Origin of the sequence: Pseudomonas sp. LAIL14HWK12:I7 (assembly GCF_000483465.1) — a bacterium.
Taxonomy (GTDB): Bacteria; Pseudomonadota; Gammaproteobacteria; order Pseudomonadales; family Pseudomonadaceae; genus Aquipseudomonas; species Aquipseudomonas kermanshahensis.
Genome location: NZ_AXYZ01000017.1, coordinates 67,726 through 83,624, shown reverse-complemented (window position 1 = coordinate 83,624; position 15,899 = coordinate 67,726). Strand labels below are relative to the sequence as shown.

14 protein-coding genes and 1 other RNA gene are annotated in these 15,899 nt (G+C 61.6%); 3 read left to right on the top strand and 12 right to left on the bottom strand.

Annotated features, from left to right (window positions below; translation table 11 throughout):
• Positions 1–67 precede the first annotated feature (67 nt).
• The 7 genes from D886_RS0117040 to D886_RS0117015 all read right to left on the bottom strand — a co-directional run bounded on the left by D886_RS0117040 (position 68) and on the right by D886_RS0117015 (position 6,218).
• On the bottom strand, positions 68–343 hold the full coding sequence (locus D886_RS0117040; RefSeq protein ID WP_027595054.1) for a hypothetical protein: 276 nt from the start codon (positions 341–343) through the stop codon (positions 68–70).
• Complete coding sequence (locus tag D886_RS0117035; protein ID WP_027595053.1) at positions 340–1,320, bottom strand: integrase domain-containing protein; 981 nt, start codon at positions 1,318–1,320, stop codon at positions 340–342. Before D886_RS0117035 ends, D886_RS0117040 begins: the two co-directional genes overlap by 4 nt.
• Positions 1,298–1,657 carry a hypothetical protein gene (locus D886_RS27915; RefSeq protein WP_081717512.1) on the bottom strand — a complete coding sequence of 120 codons (360 nt, stop codon included), beginning with the start codon at positions 1,655–1,657 and terminating at the stop codon, positions 1,298–1,300. The genes D886_RS0117035 and D886_RS27915 overlap by 23 nt, the downstream gene beginning before the upstream one ends.
• Positions 1,641–3,038: a YfjI family protein gene (locus D886_RS0117025; protein WP_027595052.1), complete on the bottom strand. Its 1,398-nt coding sequence runs from the start codon at positions 3,036–3,038 to the stop codon at positions 1,641–1,643. The genes D886_RS27915 and D886_RS0117025 overlap by 17 nt, the downstream gene beginning before the upstream one ends.
• Before the next feature lie 964 nt (positions 3,039–4,002).
• On the bottom strand, positions 4,003–5,259 hold the full coding sequence (locus D886_RS0117020; protein WP_027595051.1) for an integrase domain-containing protein: 1,257 nt from the start codon (positions 5,257–5,259) through the stop codon (positions 4,003–4,005).
• A 188-nt stretch (positions 5,260–5,447) separates the two neighbouring features.
• Positions 5,448–5,839: a transfer-messenger RNA gene (ssrA, locus tag D886_RS27910) on the bottom strand.
• A gap of 97 nt (positions 5,840–5,936) precedes the next feature.
• A complete protein-coding gene (locus D886_RS0117015; RefSeq protein WP_027595050.1) occupies positions 5,937–6,218 on the bottom strand; it encodes a hypothetical protein in 282 nt (93 codons plus the stop codon).
• A 421-nt stretch (positions 6,219–6,639) separates the two neighbouring features.
• Between D886_RS0117015 and D886_RS0117010 the strand changes: the two genes are divergently transcribed.
• On the top strand, positions 6,640–6,894 hold the full coding sequence (locus tag D886_RS0117010; RefSeq protein ID WP_027595049.1) for a hypothetical protein: 255 nt from the start codon (positions 6,640–6,642) through the stop codon (positions 6,892–6,894).
• Positions 6,895–7,310: 416 nt separating this feature from the next.
• Here the strand turns inward: D886_RS0117010 and D886_RS0117005 are convergent, their stop codons facing one another.
• From D886_RS0117005 to D886_RS0116995, 3 genes are all read right to left on the bottom strand, one after another.
• Complete coding sequence (locus D886_RS0117005; RefSeq protein WP_027595048.1) at positions 7,311–10,121, bottom strand: FAD-binding and (Fe-S)-binding domain-containing protein; 2,811 nt, start codon at positions 10,119–10,121, stop codon at positions 7,311–7,313.
• Between the two features lie 77 nt (positions 10,122–10,198).
• On the bottom strand, positions 10,199–11,344 hold the full coding sequence (gene lldD / locus D886_RS0117000) for an FMN-dependent L-lactate dehydrogenase LldD (RefSeq protein ID WP_027595047.1): 1,146 nt from the start codon (positions 11,342–11,344) through the stop codon (positions 10,199–10,201).
• 63 nt (positions 11,345–11,407) lie between these two features.
• Entirely contained in the window at positions 11,408–13,078 is a 1,671-nt protein-coding gene (locus D886_RS0116995) for a lactate permease LctP family transporter (RefSeq protein WP_027595046.1), read from the bottom strand.
• 254 nt (positions 13,079–13,332) lie between these two features.
• Here D886_RS0116995 and D886_RS0116990 point away from each other — a divergent pair, with 254 nt between their 5' ends.
• Positions 13,333–14,100 (top strand): FCD domain-containing protein, encoded by a 768-nt coding sequence (locus D886_RS0116990; protein ID WP_027595045.1) that lies wholly within the window; start codon positions 13,333–13,335, stop codon positions 14,098–14,100.
• Between the two features lie 116 nt (positions 14,101–14,216).
• Here the strand turns inward: D886_RS0116990 and smpB are convergent, their stop codons facing one another.
• Complete coding sequence (gene smpB / locus D886_RS0116985) at positions 14,217–14,699, bottom strand: SsrA-binding protein SmpB (protein WP_012312633.1); 483 nt, start codon at positions 14,697–14,699, stop codon at positions 14,217–14,219.
• A gap of 163 nt (positions 14,700–14,862) precedes the next feature.
• On the opposite strand from smpB, the gene D886_RS0116980 reads away from it, so the two are divergent.
• Positions 14,863–15,297 (top strand): type II toxin-antitoxin system RatA family toxin, encoded by a 435-nt coding sequence (locus D886_RS0116980; protein ID WP_027595044.1) that lies wholly within the window; start codon positions 14,863–14,865, stop codon positions 15,295–15,297.
• A 57-nt stretch (positions 15,298–15,354) separates the two neighbouring features.
• On the opposite strand, the gene bamE is transcribed toward D886_RS0116980, so the two are convergent.
• On the bottom strand, positions 15,355–15,888 hold the full coding sequence (gene bamE / locus D886_RS0116975) for an outer membrane protein assembly factor BamE (RefSeq protein WP_027595043.1): 534 nt from the start codon (positions 15,886–15,888) through the stop codon (positions 15,355–15,357).
• Positions 15,889–15,899: the final 11 nt, after the last annotated feature.

Below are 15,899 nucleotides of genomic sequence, written 5' to 3'. Positions count from 1 at the left end.
AATCTGTACGGGCGAGGTGAAAGGGGGGATAGATTTATTGATGGACTGCCTACCCTCGATTCGAGCGTCAGATCAGCAATCCTCGGCCGCTCCCTAATCGCTTCCAGATCAATAGGGCGGTGAGTCGATAGTAATACCGGGTGGCGTCGGAATGGTCTTTCAGGTGCTGAGTGAGAAACCAGCGCACATGCTTGAGCTGCCAGGTCCAGGGATTATCGCGTTGCCATCGCTGTTGAATGGCTGCTTGCATGACTCGTGCTTGGCGTAGGTGACGTTGCTCCGTGGCCTTTGAGCCGGTCAGTACGCCGCTCAGGAACAGCGTCATATCGAAGGGTTTGCTCATGTTCTCCCGCCAATGTAGGCCGATACCACATCGATCCGGTTATGCCCAAGCTCAAGGCTGATCTGTTGGCGCGCCAGTTGATCAAGGCCGCGGTCAATGCGATAGCAGTGGCCGCCATTGACCGGTGCGGCGTGGCCCGTGAGCTGCTCGTACCGTTCGCAGGCATAGGCTGCGCGCAGTTCATGAAAACCCTTCAGCCCGTGTGCATGCAGCGTTTTGCGGGCGGAGAGCACTTTTTGGTGCAGAAATATGGCGTAGCTTTCGTCTCGGGCCAGCAAGTTGCGGCTGCCGGTCGGCGATGCCTGACGAACCAACTGTAGGGCCGCTTTCACCGCTTCATTGGCCACCACCCATCGCGGCGCTGATGAGCCTGAACGGCCTCCTTTGGTGCCGTCTTGGATGTTGATGCGGCCTAAGCGTTCGGCTTCGCGGTGTAAGCGTGGCAGGTCAGCCAGGATCGCTTCGCGCAGGCGCATGCCGGTTGCTCGAGCTAAAAGGACTATGGCGGCCACCCGATCGTGTTGCTGTTCTCCAAGCACCTCAGCCAGTCGCCGCACCTGTTGGTGATCTTGGCCATCCGGCGCGCGAGTGCGTACGCTCGAGCGCTGCTGTCCCAACGCCTGACTCGGGCTGGCGATCCTCACATCCTGATCACCGCGCAGCGCAGCAAGGGTGCGGTTAACGCTGCTCAGGCGGTTTTGCGCGGTGGCGATACACAGCTCGCCTTGCTGGATCTGCTGGCGCAGGTATGCGACGTAATCCTCCAGCGTATGTCGATCAATCTGGCGCGCATCGTTGTAACCGGGGCCGTTCTCTGACCGGCACCAGCGCACGAAGGCTTGCCAGCGATCGCTGTGTGCTTTCACGGTGGCGAAGTGGCCGCCTGCGAACATATCCTCGAGTGCCTGCCGCCCGGCATAGCTCAGTTGGCGACCATAGCCAAAGTTGCGACCGTCACGCCGACCGACCAGCGCCATTACTTTCACCTTGATCGTTGGTTTGTAGGTGCAGCAGCAGGGCTTTCCAGTGGGGACCGATGCAGGCCAACTGTCCCCAGTGTGCTGGGCGGACGAGAAGGGCGTTTTCGCTGTGTTGCAGCAGAGTCCCTTCTTCTTGCAACTGTTCGATAAGCCGAGCGAGGTCGATTGACTCAGATGTTGGAGCGGCGACAGCGGCGACACTGGCGACAACCCCCGCCGCATCTGGATTGGCACGTGGCGACAAAGTGGTGGCAGTGGCGGCGACACTCCGTAACTCGGTCGGCGAGCAATGTTGCGCCCGATAGCGGCGCACGGCGTCATTGAGTCGGAACATGGCGCACCTCGAATATGTCCCCGTCATTGTTCAGCCAGTTATGGGCAACCAGTTGCAGCAATAACTCGAAGGTGTGCCGCGTGCTTTTACGGGCAAAGCGGGGGCCGTTGCGCGTGATATCGCGGAGGCGAAACGGTGGCCAGTTCTTCTTTATCAACCAGCGCAGAAGGCAATCAGCCTCTGCGCGAAGCTTATTCAGTGGTTCCTGTTCAGTCAGCCGTTGGTTCTCGGCCAGGTAGTAGTCCATCAGCGTGGAGGCGCGCTGAATGTGCATGTCTTCCAATAAAGTCGATTCCTCAATCACCGCCATCAGACCCGCCATGCGTAATACGTTCGCGGCGGCTTTGCCCGCGGCAGCTTGCACGTTGACCAGCTCGCCGAATTCCCCGGACTCGCATTCAATGGTGTCGTGAATGGCAATCCAGGCCTCACGGGCGCGGGGGCTCAACTCCAGGGTTACAGGGTTGAGGCCGCCGTCTTTATGGCGTGACCAAGGCTTCTGCATCAGCGCGGCAATGCGTTGCTGGTACAGGTGCACCTTTGGATCTCGGGTCAGGTCGATGGCTTTGTACAGCCGTTGTCCAACCAGACGCTCGGGCCAACTGATCAGGCAGCGCCCCAGGATGCCCTGGTCTTTGATATCTGCGTCCTGAAGCAAGCGGTCGGCCAGGCGGGGTTGCAGCATCAAGTGCATGCTGAGACGGCGGTCATAGGCACGCAGACTTTCCCCTGCCATCGCGCGCGACCGATCAATCGGGCTGCCGTCCCACAGCGTCGACAAGTGAGTGATGGCCTTGATCATGTTGTCCTTGCTCATGGTGCTGCCGCCCAAAAACTGGCCGCCTTCATCGCTGAACAGACCCATGCTGGGCAAGCCGTGGCACAGGCTTTTGACCAGGCCCTCAATGGTCGGCTCAGCACTGAGGAGTCTCGGTTGGACGGGTTCAGGTTGGGCGTCCAGCGTTAGTTGTGCTGACTTTTTCGAGGTCGGTGACTTCGCGGTGAGGCTCATTGCAGCGCGGTGCGCCTTGAGCTGTTCGCCATAGGCGTTCCACTGCTGTCTTTCCCAGTCGTGTACGGCCTGCAGCGCAATATGGTCCACCGCGCTTTTGCGATCACCCGAGCAAGCCACCGTCAGCAAGTACAGCGACAACGGATAAATTCGGCCGTCGAGGTGAACATTGGCGTGCGCCTGGCTCGCCAAAGCTGCCGTGGCTAGAACAGATTGCGCGGCCATGGCGCAGGGCACGCCGATCACATCGGCCATGCGTTCCACGGCAGGCCCCAATAGATCGCCCAGCGCCGCGACCGGGTAGGGTAGGGGCGTAATCTGCTGTTCCAACAAGGGGCGTGGTGGCCCTTGGACTTCGCGCAGTTGCATAGCCGTCCTCCATAAATTACCGATCTCTCCCTCACGTCATCCCGCCAAGAATGTTGAGTGTTATCAGGGATCAAGGCCCCTGCGACCTGTGAGGGTGTCCACTAACGTGGGACTGGCGGCTCTTTACGACCAGGAGCAAGGGCATCTCATGATCTGGCCTCCTGAGCACCGTTACCGGTGGGCGGGTGGAGGCTGCACTGGCTGACGAGACCAGCGCCGCGAGATCCTGAGCCACAAGCAAGCAGCAATGCGATGACCGGGACATGCCTGACTGTCAGTCAGGTGCAGTCCATTCCTTGGGCTGCGGCACCATCATCTACAGCGCTGTTGCTGGTGACATCGGCGTTTGTCACGCCGATTGTCACGAGGGGAATTGCCGCAAAGCCCTGTGCGATGAGGGCTGCAGCAGTGGTAGGAGCGCCCGTCTCTTTTCTGGAAAAAGAGACGGGCGAACGGTTGGCGCAAAACGTTGGCCGAGCAGGTTCGTTGCTGCAGGGCTAAAGGGTTAGCGGGCAGCCGCACTAGGCGGATTGTTTAGAGGGCGTCCATCATTCTGGCGAATGACCGTGCGAGCCTCCGGGCACGAATCGCACTTTGGGATGAACCACCGGGTTAGCGGCATGACCTTGAAGGCTCTGGTCATCTGGGGTGCTGCCTAAGGCAGCGCTTTGAATCTTCGTTCTATCGGTCACCGCGGCACGGGTCAATTGGAGAAGGGCACATAGAAATGCGCCAGATTCCTCCTCTGGCGTGCTTTGGAAGTCGGTGGGTGTCAGTGGCAAAGTGGCCGTTTGTCGCTTTTCTAGTGTTAGCCCGTGAGCATGGGGATGCGAAGCCTCCCCATGCTCACGGGCTTAGCCGGAGAGGCCAAAATCGAGGCGAGTTGGCGACTGTCGCCATCCGCTCAGACGGCAAGGATGTAGATTGCACGCGGTCTGTCGCCAGTGTCGCCGTTGTCGCCGCCCTATCGGATGGGTACTACGTTCCGATCCCTAGCCACATTCATCGCGCTGGCCGAGAGATTGCCCGTCGACGCCTTCAGAATGTACTCGCTCCACCAAGCCATCATCGGCCGCCGCCGCTCGATGTAGTCGGCTCGGTTGTAGGCACTGCGCACCTCATCCTTGTCGACGTGCGCCAGCGCCACTTCGATGAGCTCCGGGTCCCACCCATGTTCATTCAATATGGTGCTGGCCATCGAGCGCATGCCGTGGCTGACCAAGCGGTCCTGGAAGCCCATGCGTTTCAACGCCATGTTGGCGGTCTGGCTATTGGCATGAGTACGAGGGTTTCGGTCTGCCGGGAAGACGTATTCTCGATGACCACTGTGGGACTTCAGTATCTCCAGCAATGACATAGCTTGATCGCTCAACGGGATGCTGTGCGGTCGGCGCTTCTTCATCCGCTCTGGCGGGATGGTCCAGACACGCCTTTCAAAGTCGATGTCTGCCCAGCGAGTAGTCGCCGCCTCGGCGGGGCGAGTCATGGTGTGCAACTGCCATTCGATCAGACAACGGGTCGTGCGCTTGATACTGGCGTTCGCTATTTCCAGCATGAGTTCAGGAAGCTCCTCGGGTGGAAGCGCCGCCATGTTTTCTTTCTTCGGCTTCTTGAATACCGCCCGAATCCCGCTGAGTGGGTTCGCGAAAATCATTCCCGAATTGACCCCGTAGGTCATGATCTCGTTGAGGCGCTGGCTAAGCCGCTTCACCGTTTCCAAGCTGCCTTTGGCTTCGATAGGGCGAAGGATCTTTATCACCATCGGTGCGCTCACTTCCGAGATCGGAGTCGATTTCATGCTTGGGAAAACGTGCAGCGTGAGTGAGCGCCAGATGTCCTCGGCATAGGCCGGCGTGACCGAGTCCTTTTTCAGCTCGAACCAGGCGGTAGCTACTTTCTCGAACGTATGTTCCGTCTCGGCTAGCTTGGCCTGCGCGACATCATTGCGCTGAGCTTTTGGGTCGATCCCCTGCGCAAGTACTTCCCTAGCCTCAACCGCTTTTCGCCGAGCTTGCGCCAGAGAGACCTCAGGGTAGGAGCCGAGCGCCATGTTGATTCGATTTTTGGTGACCGGATGCCTGTAGTTGAAATTCCACTGCATCGAGCGGTTGACCCGGACTCGGAGCTGGAGGCCGTCGCCATCCGTGAGGACGTAGTCCTTGTCTTTGGGCTTGACCGCCTTGAGCTGGCGGTCGGAGAGACGAGCTGTTTGAGCGCACATGGGACGAGCTCCATGACACCTTTTGGTATTCCCAAGATTAGCCCTGGGTAGCCGGGAATACCACCGGGAATACCGGGGTGGCTGGAACTCAAAAAACCGTTGTGGCCCTCAAAATAGCAGTAAACCCTTGATTTAACTGACTTCCAGGCACAAAAAAAGACGTCCGTGGACGTCTTTGATTGATCATTTGGTGGAGCCGGGGGGATTTGAACCCCCGTCCGCCAGTACTCCGCTGTCGGTACTACATGCTTAGCCGTGTCTACTGATTTAATCCGCAGCCGCCCGACGGGCAGGGTGCTTTGGATGAGTTGGGTAAGTTTTAGTCGCTTTGCCCCCAACGTGCTACACGACGATCCTGTTCTGTATGACAATCATTTCGGGTTTACAGGCATCCCCTGATGATTGCTGGAGCCGAAGCTACCAGGAGAGCGGGCTCAGCTGCTTACGCAGCGAGAGCGTAACCCTCGTAGTTTTCGTCATTGGCAACTATAGAAAGTTGCAACAGTGGATTTACGAGTTCTGTTACCAACTCGGCATGCACCTAGAGTTTCGCTACCGGCGTCGAATCCTAATCGGCCCCACACTAGCTCTAGCTAACGCACCTTACGGTACGTGAGGCGAGTATACGCCATTGAGCGGGCGACGTCGACTACTGGTCCGGTCGCCCGCACAGGGGGTCATGTACCGCTGCCGCTGCCTTTCTCGGTTTTTTCCAGGCGCTCCAGCACTTTGCTGGTGATGGCGATGCATTCTTTGGTGTCGCCCGAGGCCTGCGCGGCCTTGGCTTTGTCGACGTGCTCGGTCAGGGCTTTGTCCAGGCCTTCGGAGGTGGCGCCGGCGGTGGCCATGCTGTCATCGATCTTTTGCAGGTTGGTGGTGCAGAGGTCGTCGGCGGCAAACACCGGCGATGCCAACAAGGTGGCGGCCGCGAACAGGGCCGATAGCGCGGTACCTTTCATGGGTGTCTCCTTCTAAGGCCTCTGGAAGGTGGGCCTGTTAAGTGGACTGCGCAGGTTTGGCGTGGGTTCAATCGGGATGCTGGCAGGGCGATATGATGCGGCTGTAGGGGGATTCTGAACTTGAAACTAAATGCTTCGTGGTGGATGGGTTTGGGAATTATCCTACTGGCGCTGCAGCGGTTTCTCTGTTGTCGATGATGGGCGTTGGGGCTAGTTTCCCTGGGTCGCTGAGGTTTGGCGATCGGGTGTGAGAGCCCGCTCCATTCAAGAGTTTTACCGTCATGGTAGCTGTGCGCGGGCAGGCCTTGTGCCTGGCCGGTTTTCCTCCTTGTTTGGCCGGTCTCTCACCCCGCGTACAGCTGCCACCTATTCCTGTGAGAGGGAATGGGTGGGGCCTCATGCAATCAAACGAGAGAGAAATATGAAGAAGATTGTTCCTGATCCACCCAGCCAAACGTCGCCACGTCCGTTCTATACCATCGACAACAAGGTCCCTTCACCGGAGGCGTTGCTGTACGCCATTCAGCTGATGCGCGGGATTGAAGACACGTTGGACGAATACATTTGCGGCAATGCCGGTGAGCCGGGGATCGGCATGCTGGTGAATTCGGTGCATAACGTGCAGATGAGTAGGGCGTTGGCTGAGCTGGTGTTGGGGCGCGAGCCATTATGTTAGTCAGTTGAGGCCAGTGGGGTCGCTGTGCGACCCATCGCAGGCAAGCCAGCTCCTACAGGGGGGCGTGCAGCTTTCAAGGGCAGTGTTAGCTCTGAGGTAGGAGTGGGTTAGCAGGGCATTTTTGGCGCCTGTGCGATCGAGCGCCGCCCGCGCGGCGCATCGCGAGCAACGCTCGCTCCTACGTCTGTTTCGGGCCAGTCACGCCTGTGCCTGCCCGCGCGACCGCCTTGTTTATTCGACGCGATATCGCGCCATGCACCAAAGGCGGTCGCGCGCATATGCCCCAGGAATAATTGGCCCGAAACAAACGTAGCGAGCGTTGCTCGCGATGCGCCGCGCGGGCGGCGCTCGATCTCATAGGCGCTGAAAACGCCTTGGCGAACACACCACACACCACCCCTAGCCGATGCTAGGCATCAGATAACACGCGGGCGGGTGACGCGGTCTACCAGGTACACCAGGCCGTGGTAGTCGATGCCGCTGTGGCTCGACAACCCGATTTCGCAGGTGCGGCTGGTGGAAATGCCTTCGCTGCAATACTGCACCGCATCCTTCAGGCTGCGCAGCGCGTGGGCATTGAGCTCGGGCGTGGTGAAGCCTTTATCACCGGCAAACCCGCAGCAGTGAATACCTTCCGGGATCACCACCTGGTTGCTGCAACGCCGCGCCAGGTCGATCAGCGCTTGGCTTTCGCCTAGGTGCTGGGTGCTGCAGGTCACGTGCACGGCCACCGGCTCGTCCTGGGGGGTGAACTCCAGTTTGTCCAGCAGGTGGGTGCGGATGAAGCGCACGGGGTCGTACAGGTCCAGGCGGGTGTCGCCCAGGTCTTGCACCAGGCGCAGGGTGCACGGGCTGGTGTCGCAGTAGATCGGGTCGAGGCCGCCGCGGCTGGCGTGCAGCAGGGCGTTGATCAGTTCCTGGCGCTTGTGCTCGGCCTGCTCTGGGTAACCTTTGGAGGCGAACGGTTGGCCGCAGCAGAGGCTGTCGGCATTGTCGGGGAACACGACTTGGTAACCGGCTTTTTCCAGCAGGGCGCGGGTTTTGTCCAGCAGCGAGCTTTGTTCGCGGTCGGCATAGGCGGGGCCCATCACGCGCGAGACGCAGGCGGCCAGGTACACGACGCGGGGGCGGGCGTCGTTGCTCGCTGGGCCGAAGTCGATGGCGCGCAGCGGCTGGGGCATGGCGGGCGTCCACTGGGGCAGTCGGCCGTTGCTGGCGTTGCTCAGCGATGCGGTCAGGCGGCTTAGGCGTGGGGCGCCGAGCAGCTTGCGGGCGGTGTTGGCGGCGGTGAGGGTGAGGCGGGCGCCACTCAAGGCCGTGTGGAAATGGTCGGCCAGCCAGTCGGCGGTTTTTTCGTGCTCGGCGGCCTGGCTGCGCAGCTTCTTCACCAGCTCGCCGGTGTTGATGCCGACTGGGCAGCGCTGGGCGCACAAACCGGTGGCGGCGCAGGTGTCGAGGCCTTGGTATTGGTAGGTTTTGAGCAGTTCACGGGTGTCGACGCCGGCGCGTTTTTTGGCCTGGATATCACGCCACATGACGATGCGCTGGCGCGGGCTGAGGGTCAGGCCTTTGGAGGGGCACACGGGTTCGCAGAAGCCGCACTCGATGCACTTGTCGACGATTTCGTCGGCAGCCGGCAGGGGCTTGAGGTGTTTCAGGTGGATGTCTGGATCGATGCTCAACACCACGTCGGGGTTGAGGATGCCATTGGGGTCGAGCAGGCGTTTGAGTGCCCACATCAACTGGTAGGCGTCATGGCCCCACTCCAGTTCCACGAACGGCGCCATGTTGCGCCCGGTGCCGTGCTCGGCCTTCAGCGAGCCACCGAACTCCACGGCCACCAGTTGGGCCACGTCGTCCATGAAGGCTTGGTAACGCGCGACTTCTTCGGCGCTGTTGAAGCCCTGGGTGAAGACGAAGTGCAGGTTGCCCTCAAGGGCATGGCCGAAAATGATCGCCTCGTCGTAGTGGTGCTTGTCGAACAGCTGGATCAGGCGGTTGACGCCCTCGGCCAGTTGCTCGACGGGGAAGGTGACGTCTTCGATGATCACTGTGGTGCCGGTCTGGCGCACGGCGCCGACGGCGGGGAAGGTGTCTTTGCGGATTTTCCACAGCTGGTTGTACACCGCTGGGTCTTCGCTGAACTCGACCTTTTGCTCCAGGGGGTAATCGGCAATCGACGCCATTACGTGGTGCAGTTGTTCGTGCAGCAGCGTCTGGCTGGCGGCGCGGGATTCGATCAGCAGCGCGCAGGCATTGTCTGACAGGCCTTTTACCCACAGGGGCATGCCGGGCATGTTTTGCACCGAGCGCAGGCTGCGGCGGTCGAGCAGTTCGACGGCGGAAACGGGCTGGCGCTTGAGCACGGTTACCGCGCGGCAGCAGCTCTCGACGCTGGGGAACACCAGCAAGGCGCTGGCCTTGTGTGGGTGGTCTGGCACGGTGTCGTAGGTGACGGCGCTGATGAAGCCCAGCGTGCCTTCAGACCCAACCAGCAAGTGCTGCAGGATATCGAGTGGCTGGTCGTAGTCCACCAGCGCATTGAGCGACAGGCCGGTGGTGTTCTTCAGCCGGTACTTGTGGCGGATGCGGTCTGCCAGTTCGGTGTTGGCGCGGGTTTCGCGGCCCAGGCGGGCCAGGGCTTCCAGCAGGTCGGCATGGCTGTGCTCGAAGGCCGCGACGCTGGCCGGGTCTTCGCTGTCCAGGCGGGTGCCGTCGGCCAGTACCAGGCGCAGGCCGGCCAGGGTGTGATAGGTGTTTTGCGCAGTGCCGCAGCACATGCCGCTGGCGTTGTTGGCGACGATGCCGCCGATTTTGCAGGCGTTGATCGAGGCGGGGTCTGGGCCGATCTTGCGGCCGTAGGGGGCCAGCCAGGCGTTGGCCTGGGCGCCGATGACGCCGGGCTGCAAGCGGATTTGCTCACCCTGGCCGCGGATCTCGCGGCCGTTCCAGTTGTCGCCGAGCACAATCAGTACCGAGTCGCTGATGGCCTGCCCAGACAGGCTGGTGCCGGCGGCGCGGAAGGTCACCGGCACGCGCTCGCGCTGGGCCAGCTGCAGCAGGCCGACCACTTCGTCTTCAGACTCGACGCGCACCACCAGCTTGGGGATCAGCCGATAGAAGCTGGCATCGGTGCCAAAGGCCAGGGTGGAGGTCGGGTCATCGAAACGGCGTTCGGCAGGTATCAGGCGCTCGACATCACGCAGGAACGCAGCGGGCAGGCTCATGCAATCTCCTCGCGGGGCCACGGCGTCTGGTGCGCCGCATGCCCCGGTCAATCAGGCGGTGTTTCGTGGGGGCGCGTTCAGGCGCCCAGTTCGCGGACCAGCGAGTCGCGGGTGATCTCGCTGATCGACTTGGCGCCGGTCAGCACCATGGCCACGCGCATTTCTTTCTCGAACAGTTCGAGCAGGTTCTTCACCCCGGCTTCGCCATGCACGGCGAGGGCCCAGAGGAAGGCGCGGCCGATCAGCACGGTGTCGGCGCCCATGGCGATCATGCGCACCACGTCGAGGCCGCTGCGGATGCCGGAGTCGGCGAGAATCTTCAGGTCGCCTTTCACCGCGTCGGCAATCGCCGGCAGGGCGCGGGCGCTGGACAACACGCCGTCGAGCTGGCGGCCGCCGTGGTTGGACACGACGATGCCGTCGGCACCGAACTTGACCGCGTCGCGGGCATCGTCGGCATCCAGGATGCCCTTGATGATCATCGGGCCTTCCCAGAAGTCGCGGATCCACTCCAGGTCTTTCCAGGAGATCGACGGGTCGAAGTTGTTGCCCAGCCAGCCGATGTAGTCGGCAAGGCCCGTGGGGTTGCCACGGTATTTGGAGATGTTGCCGAGGTCGTGCGGGCGGCCCATCACGCCGACGTCCCACGCCCATTCAGGGTGGGTCATGGCTTGCAGCACGCGGCGCATCGGCCCGTTTTTGCCGCTCATGCCGGAGTGGGCGTCGCGGTAGCGGGCGCCGGGTACGGGCATGTCGACGGTGAACACCAGGGTCTTGACCCCGGCCGCCTTGGCCCGCTCCAGCGCATTGCGCATGAAGCCGCGGTCCTTGAGCACGTACAGCTGGAACCACATCGGCCGGTTGATGGCCGGGGCGACTTCCTCGATCGGGCACACCGACACCGTCGACATGGTGAACGGAATGCCGTGGGCCGCGGCGGCGCGCGCGGCCTGGACTTCGCCACGGCGGGCGTACATGCCGGTCAGGCCGACCGGGGCCAGGGCCACGGGCATGCTCAGGGTTTCGTCGAACAGCTGGGTTTCCAGGCTGAGCTCGGACATGTTCTTCAACACGCGCTGGCGCAGGGCGATGCTGGCCAGGTCCGAGACGTTGTGGCGCAACGTGTGCTCGGCGTAAGCGCCGCCGTCGGCGTAGTGGAAGAGGAAGGGGGGCAGCTTGCGTTGGGCCGCGGCGCGATAGTCGGTAGAGGCGGAAATGATCATGGATTCTCGCAGCGTTGCTTGAGGGGAATGCCGGGCGCAGCGTGGCGCCCGGCCCCTTTCACTTTAGTGATGAACCAGCATGCCGGTCAGCCAGTAAGCCTGGATCAGGGTGATCAGGCCCACGATGGTGGCGAAGAACAGGCTGTGCTTGACGGTGAAGCGGAACAGGTCGGATTCCTTGCCCACCAGGCCGGTGGCGGCGCAGGCCACGGCGATGGATTGTGGCGAGATCATCTTGCCGGTCACGCCGCCGCTGGTGTTGGCGGCCACCAGCAGGGTGTCGTTGACCCCGATCTGGTGTGCGGTGGTGGCTTGCAGCGAGCTGAACAGGGCGTTGGACGAGGTGTCCGAGCCTGTCAGGAACACGCCCAGCCAGCCGAGGAACGGCGAGAAGAACGGGAACGCGGCGCCGGTGCCGGCCAGGACCAGGGCCATGGTCGAGGACATGCCCGAGTAGTTGGTGACGAAGGCGAAGGCCAGCACCATGCCGATCGACAGGATGGGCCAACGCAGTTCCCAGAACGTCTCTTTGAAAGTGGTCAGACCAGTTTTGAAGTTGATCTTGAGCACTGCCATGGAGATCAGCGCCGAGAGGAAGATCGCGGTGCCGGTGGCGGAGATCGGGTCGAGCTTGAACACCGCTGGCATGGCGGTCGGCGCGGCAACGATCGGCGCGGTCTTGATCACCAGTTGGTCAAGGTGCGGGATGGCGAAGTTGAACACGAAGTTGTACATCGCACCGCCTGGCGCGAATGCGGCCTTGAATGGCTTCAAGGTCCAGATGGTGACCAGCACGGTGAGGATCAGGAACGGCGACCAGGCCTTGAAGATCTCGCCGAAGCTGTAAGGGCTTGGCTGGCTGCCGCCGGATTGCACGACGGCCGCGCCGACGCTGCCTTTGGCTTGTGCGAACGAGCGCTTGGGCTGCCAGACTTTGAGGAACAGGGTCAGGCAGATCAGGCTGGCCAGGGCCGAGGTGATGTCCGGCAGCTCTGGGCCGATGAAGTTCGAGGTGAAGTACTGGGTAACGGCGAAGCTCAGGCCGGCGACCAGGGCGGCGGGCCAGGTTTCTTTCACGCCGCGCAGGCCGTCCATCATGAACACCAGCCAGAACGGCACGAACAGCGACAGCAGCGGCAGTTGGCGGCCGGTCATGGCGCCAATGTGGAAGGCGTCGATGCCGGTGACCTGGCCGGCCACGATGATCGGGATGCCCAGCGCGCCGAAGGCGACCGGCGCGGTGTTGGCGATCAGGCACAGGCCGGCGGCGTACAGCGGGTTGAAGCCCAGGCCCACCAGCAGTGCGGCAGTGATGGCCACCGGGGCGCCGAAGCCGGCCGCGCCTTCGAGGAAGGCACCAAAGCAGAAGCCGATCAGCAGCACTTGCAGGCGCTGGTCGTCGGTGATCGACAGCACCGAGCTGCGGATCACTTCGAACTGGCCGCTCTTGACCGTGAGTTTGTACAGGAACACCGCGGCAACGATGATCCAGGCAATCGGCCAGAGGCCGTAGAGGAAGCCATAACCCGCGGCGGCGAAGGCCATGTCGACAGGCATCTGGAAGGCGAAGATCGCCACCAGGATCGACAGCGCGAGGGTGATGCTGCCGGCGACGTGGCCTTTGAGGCGGAACACGGCGAGGGCGAGGAAGAAGAACACGATAGGGATGACCGCCGCCAGTGCGGACAGGCCAAGACTACCAAGCGGGCTATAGAGTTGTTGCCAGGTTTGCATATGGGGTGACCCCTAATTGTTGTTGGTCAGCACTGGCATTGGATAATTGGTAAGACCAATTTACAATGTCTGGGCGCTAGGTTAAAAGCGCTGTCGTGGGTGTGTCAATTTGTCCGACACAAAACTTTGGTCGCGTGCCGATGAGTGGGCGTCTGATGGCCTTGGAAAAACCCAGGGTGATGGGTGTGTGCGCGGCGCGGATCGGCGAGAATAGGGCCCCCTGAAATTTGCCGGGGGTTTGTGGAGAGCATGTGATGGTTTTTGATCAGGTCCGCCAACGGCGCCTGTCCGACGACATCGTCGATCGGTTGGAAGGGATGATTCTCGAAGGCACGCTGACCTCGGGCCAGCGCTTGCCGGCTGAGCGCGTTCTGGCCGAACAGTTCGGTGTGTCGCGCCCGTCACTGCGTGAGGCGATTCAGAAGCTGGTGGCCAAGGGGCTGCTGATCAGCCGCCAGGGCGGTGGCAACTTTGTTGCCGAATCGCTGGGGTCGACGTTCAGCGACCCGCTGTTGCAGCTGCTTGAGCACAGCCCTGAAGCGCAGCGCGACCTGCTCGAATTTCGCCATACCCTCGAGGCGTCCTGCGCGTATTACGCGGCCCAGCGCGCCACCGAGCCTGACCGTGCACGGCTGAAAGAGGCTTTTGACACGCTGCAGGACTGTTACACCCGCGTTGACGAAGTGACCCGGGCAGAGGAGGGCGCCGCTGACGCGCGTTTCCACCTGGCGATAGCCGAGGCCAGCCATAACGCGGTCTTGCTGCATACCATCCGCGGTTTGTTCGACCTGCTAAAGCGGAACGTGGTGACCAATATCGGTGGGATGTATCAGCAGAGGACTGAAACGCGGGACATGCTGATCAGTCAGCACCGGGAGCTGTACCTGGCGATTGTCGAGGGCAGGGCGGAGGAGGCGCGGGAGGTTTCCAGCCGGCACATTTTGTATGTGCAGGAGGTGCTGGAGGAGGCGCACGAAGAGGCCCAGCGCGTGGCGCGGGCGGAGCGGCGCAGCGGGCGCTGAGGTTTGCGTTTGCAGCACGGGCCTCTTCGCGGGGCAAGCCCGCTCCCACAGGCTATGTGCAGAACCTTGTGGGAGCGGGCTTGCCCGCGAAGAGGCCCTCACAGGCTAAAGAAGATCTAGTCTTCCTTGCCCTTGTTACGCACGGCACGCTGCAGCTCGCGGTTGGAATCGCGTTCGCGCACGGTGTCGCGCTTGTCGAATTCCTTCTTGCCCTTGCCAAGCGCGATCTCGCACTTGATCAGGTGCTTGCTCCAGTACAGCGCCAAAGCCACACAGGTGTAGCCTTTCTGCGCCACGGCCGCTTCCACCCGCTCGAGCTCGCGCTTGTTCAGCAGCAGCTTGCGTGAGCGGATAGGGTCGGCGATGACGTGGGTGCTGGCCGTGGTCAGCGGGGTGATGTGGCTGCCGAACAGCCAGGCTTCGCCATCCTTGAGCAGCACGTAGCTGTCGGTCAGGTGCGCCTTGCCGGCCCGCAGGCTCTTTACTTCCCAACCGGACAGGACCAGCCCGGCCTCGAACTTGTGTTCGATGAAGTAATCGTGTCGCGCTTTCTTGTTTTGCGCGATGGTCCCGGTCGGATGTTTCTTTTGTTTAGCCATAGGGGCGGCATTATAGGCAACTCGATGCGTGGTCGGCTATGGGATTTCGGTGTGCTTGAGCCACCGCAATGAATACCGGACAATACAGGCCCTGTCGTAGGTACAGAACCTGCTTTTGGCACGCTGCGAAGCGCCGCCACCCAGCCTTGGAAGTGACGCCTGGATGACTACCCATATTCAACGCTCCGCCCTGCTACCGTATCCCGCCCAGGCGCTTTACGATCTGGTCAATGACGTGGCGAGCTACCCGCAATTTCTGCCGTGGTGCTCGGCATCGACGGTCATCGAGGCCAGTGACACGCACATGCGCGCTAAGCTGGAGGTTGCCAAAGGTGGCATGAGCCAGCATTTCGTCACGCGCAATGTGCTGGTGCCTGGGCAGTCCATCGAAATGAACCTGGAAGAGGGGCCGTTCTCCCAGCTGCACGGTGTGTGGGTGTTCAAGCCACTGGGCGAGAAGGCCTGCAAGATCAGCCTGGACTTGTCCTTCGATTATGCTGGGCCGCTGGTACGGGCGACGTTGGGGCCGCTGTTCAATCAGGCCGCCAACACCTTGGTAGATGCCTTCTGCCAGCGCGCCAAGCAGCTCAATAGCTGAGTAGTGGCGCACAAAAAAGCCCGGGCCAAGGCCCGGGCTTTTTGATGACCGCCGCGCTTACTGCGGGGAGGTTTCCAGCGGTGCCGGCGTCGGGACCGGGGTGGTCTCGATGGTGTCGATCTCGCGCTGGATGGATTCTTCCACCGAACCGGGTTTGGCCGGTTTCTCTTCAGGCTGCGGCGTGGCCTGCTCTGGCTGGGTTGCCGGGCTGACCGTGGTGTCGCTGCTGCCACCGAGGATTTCCTGGTCGCGGCTCACACCTGGCATGAAGTCGCCAGACAGGCTGACCAACTGGTCGCTTTCGTTGAAGAAAATGCTCATGCGCTCTTGCTGGCGTTTTCCGCCACCAGGCTGCAGGCTGTACAGGTAATCCCAACGGTTGGTGTTGAACGTGTCCTGAATCAGGGGGTTGCCCATGATAAACCTTACTTGCCGTCGGGTCATTCCCGGGCGTAATTGGTCTATCATGTCCTGCGTGACGACATTGCCCTGCTGGATGTCGATTTTGTAAACCCCGGGAAACGAGCAACCGGCGAGTGCGAGCAGTCCCACTAGGGTGAGGCTGGTTAGCAAGAGCTTGGTGTTTTGCATCGGTGGGCGAC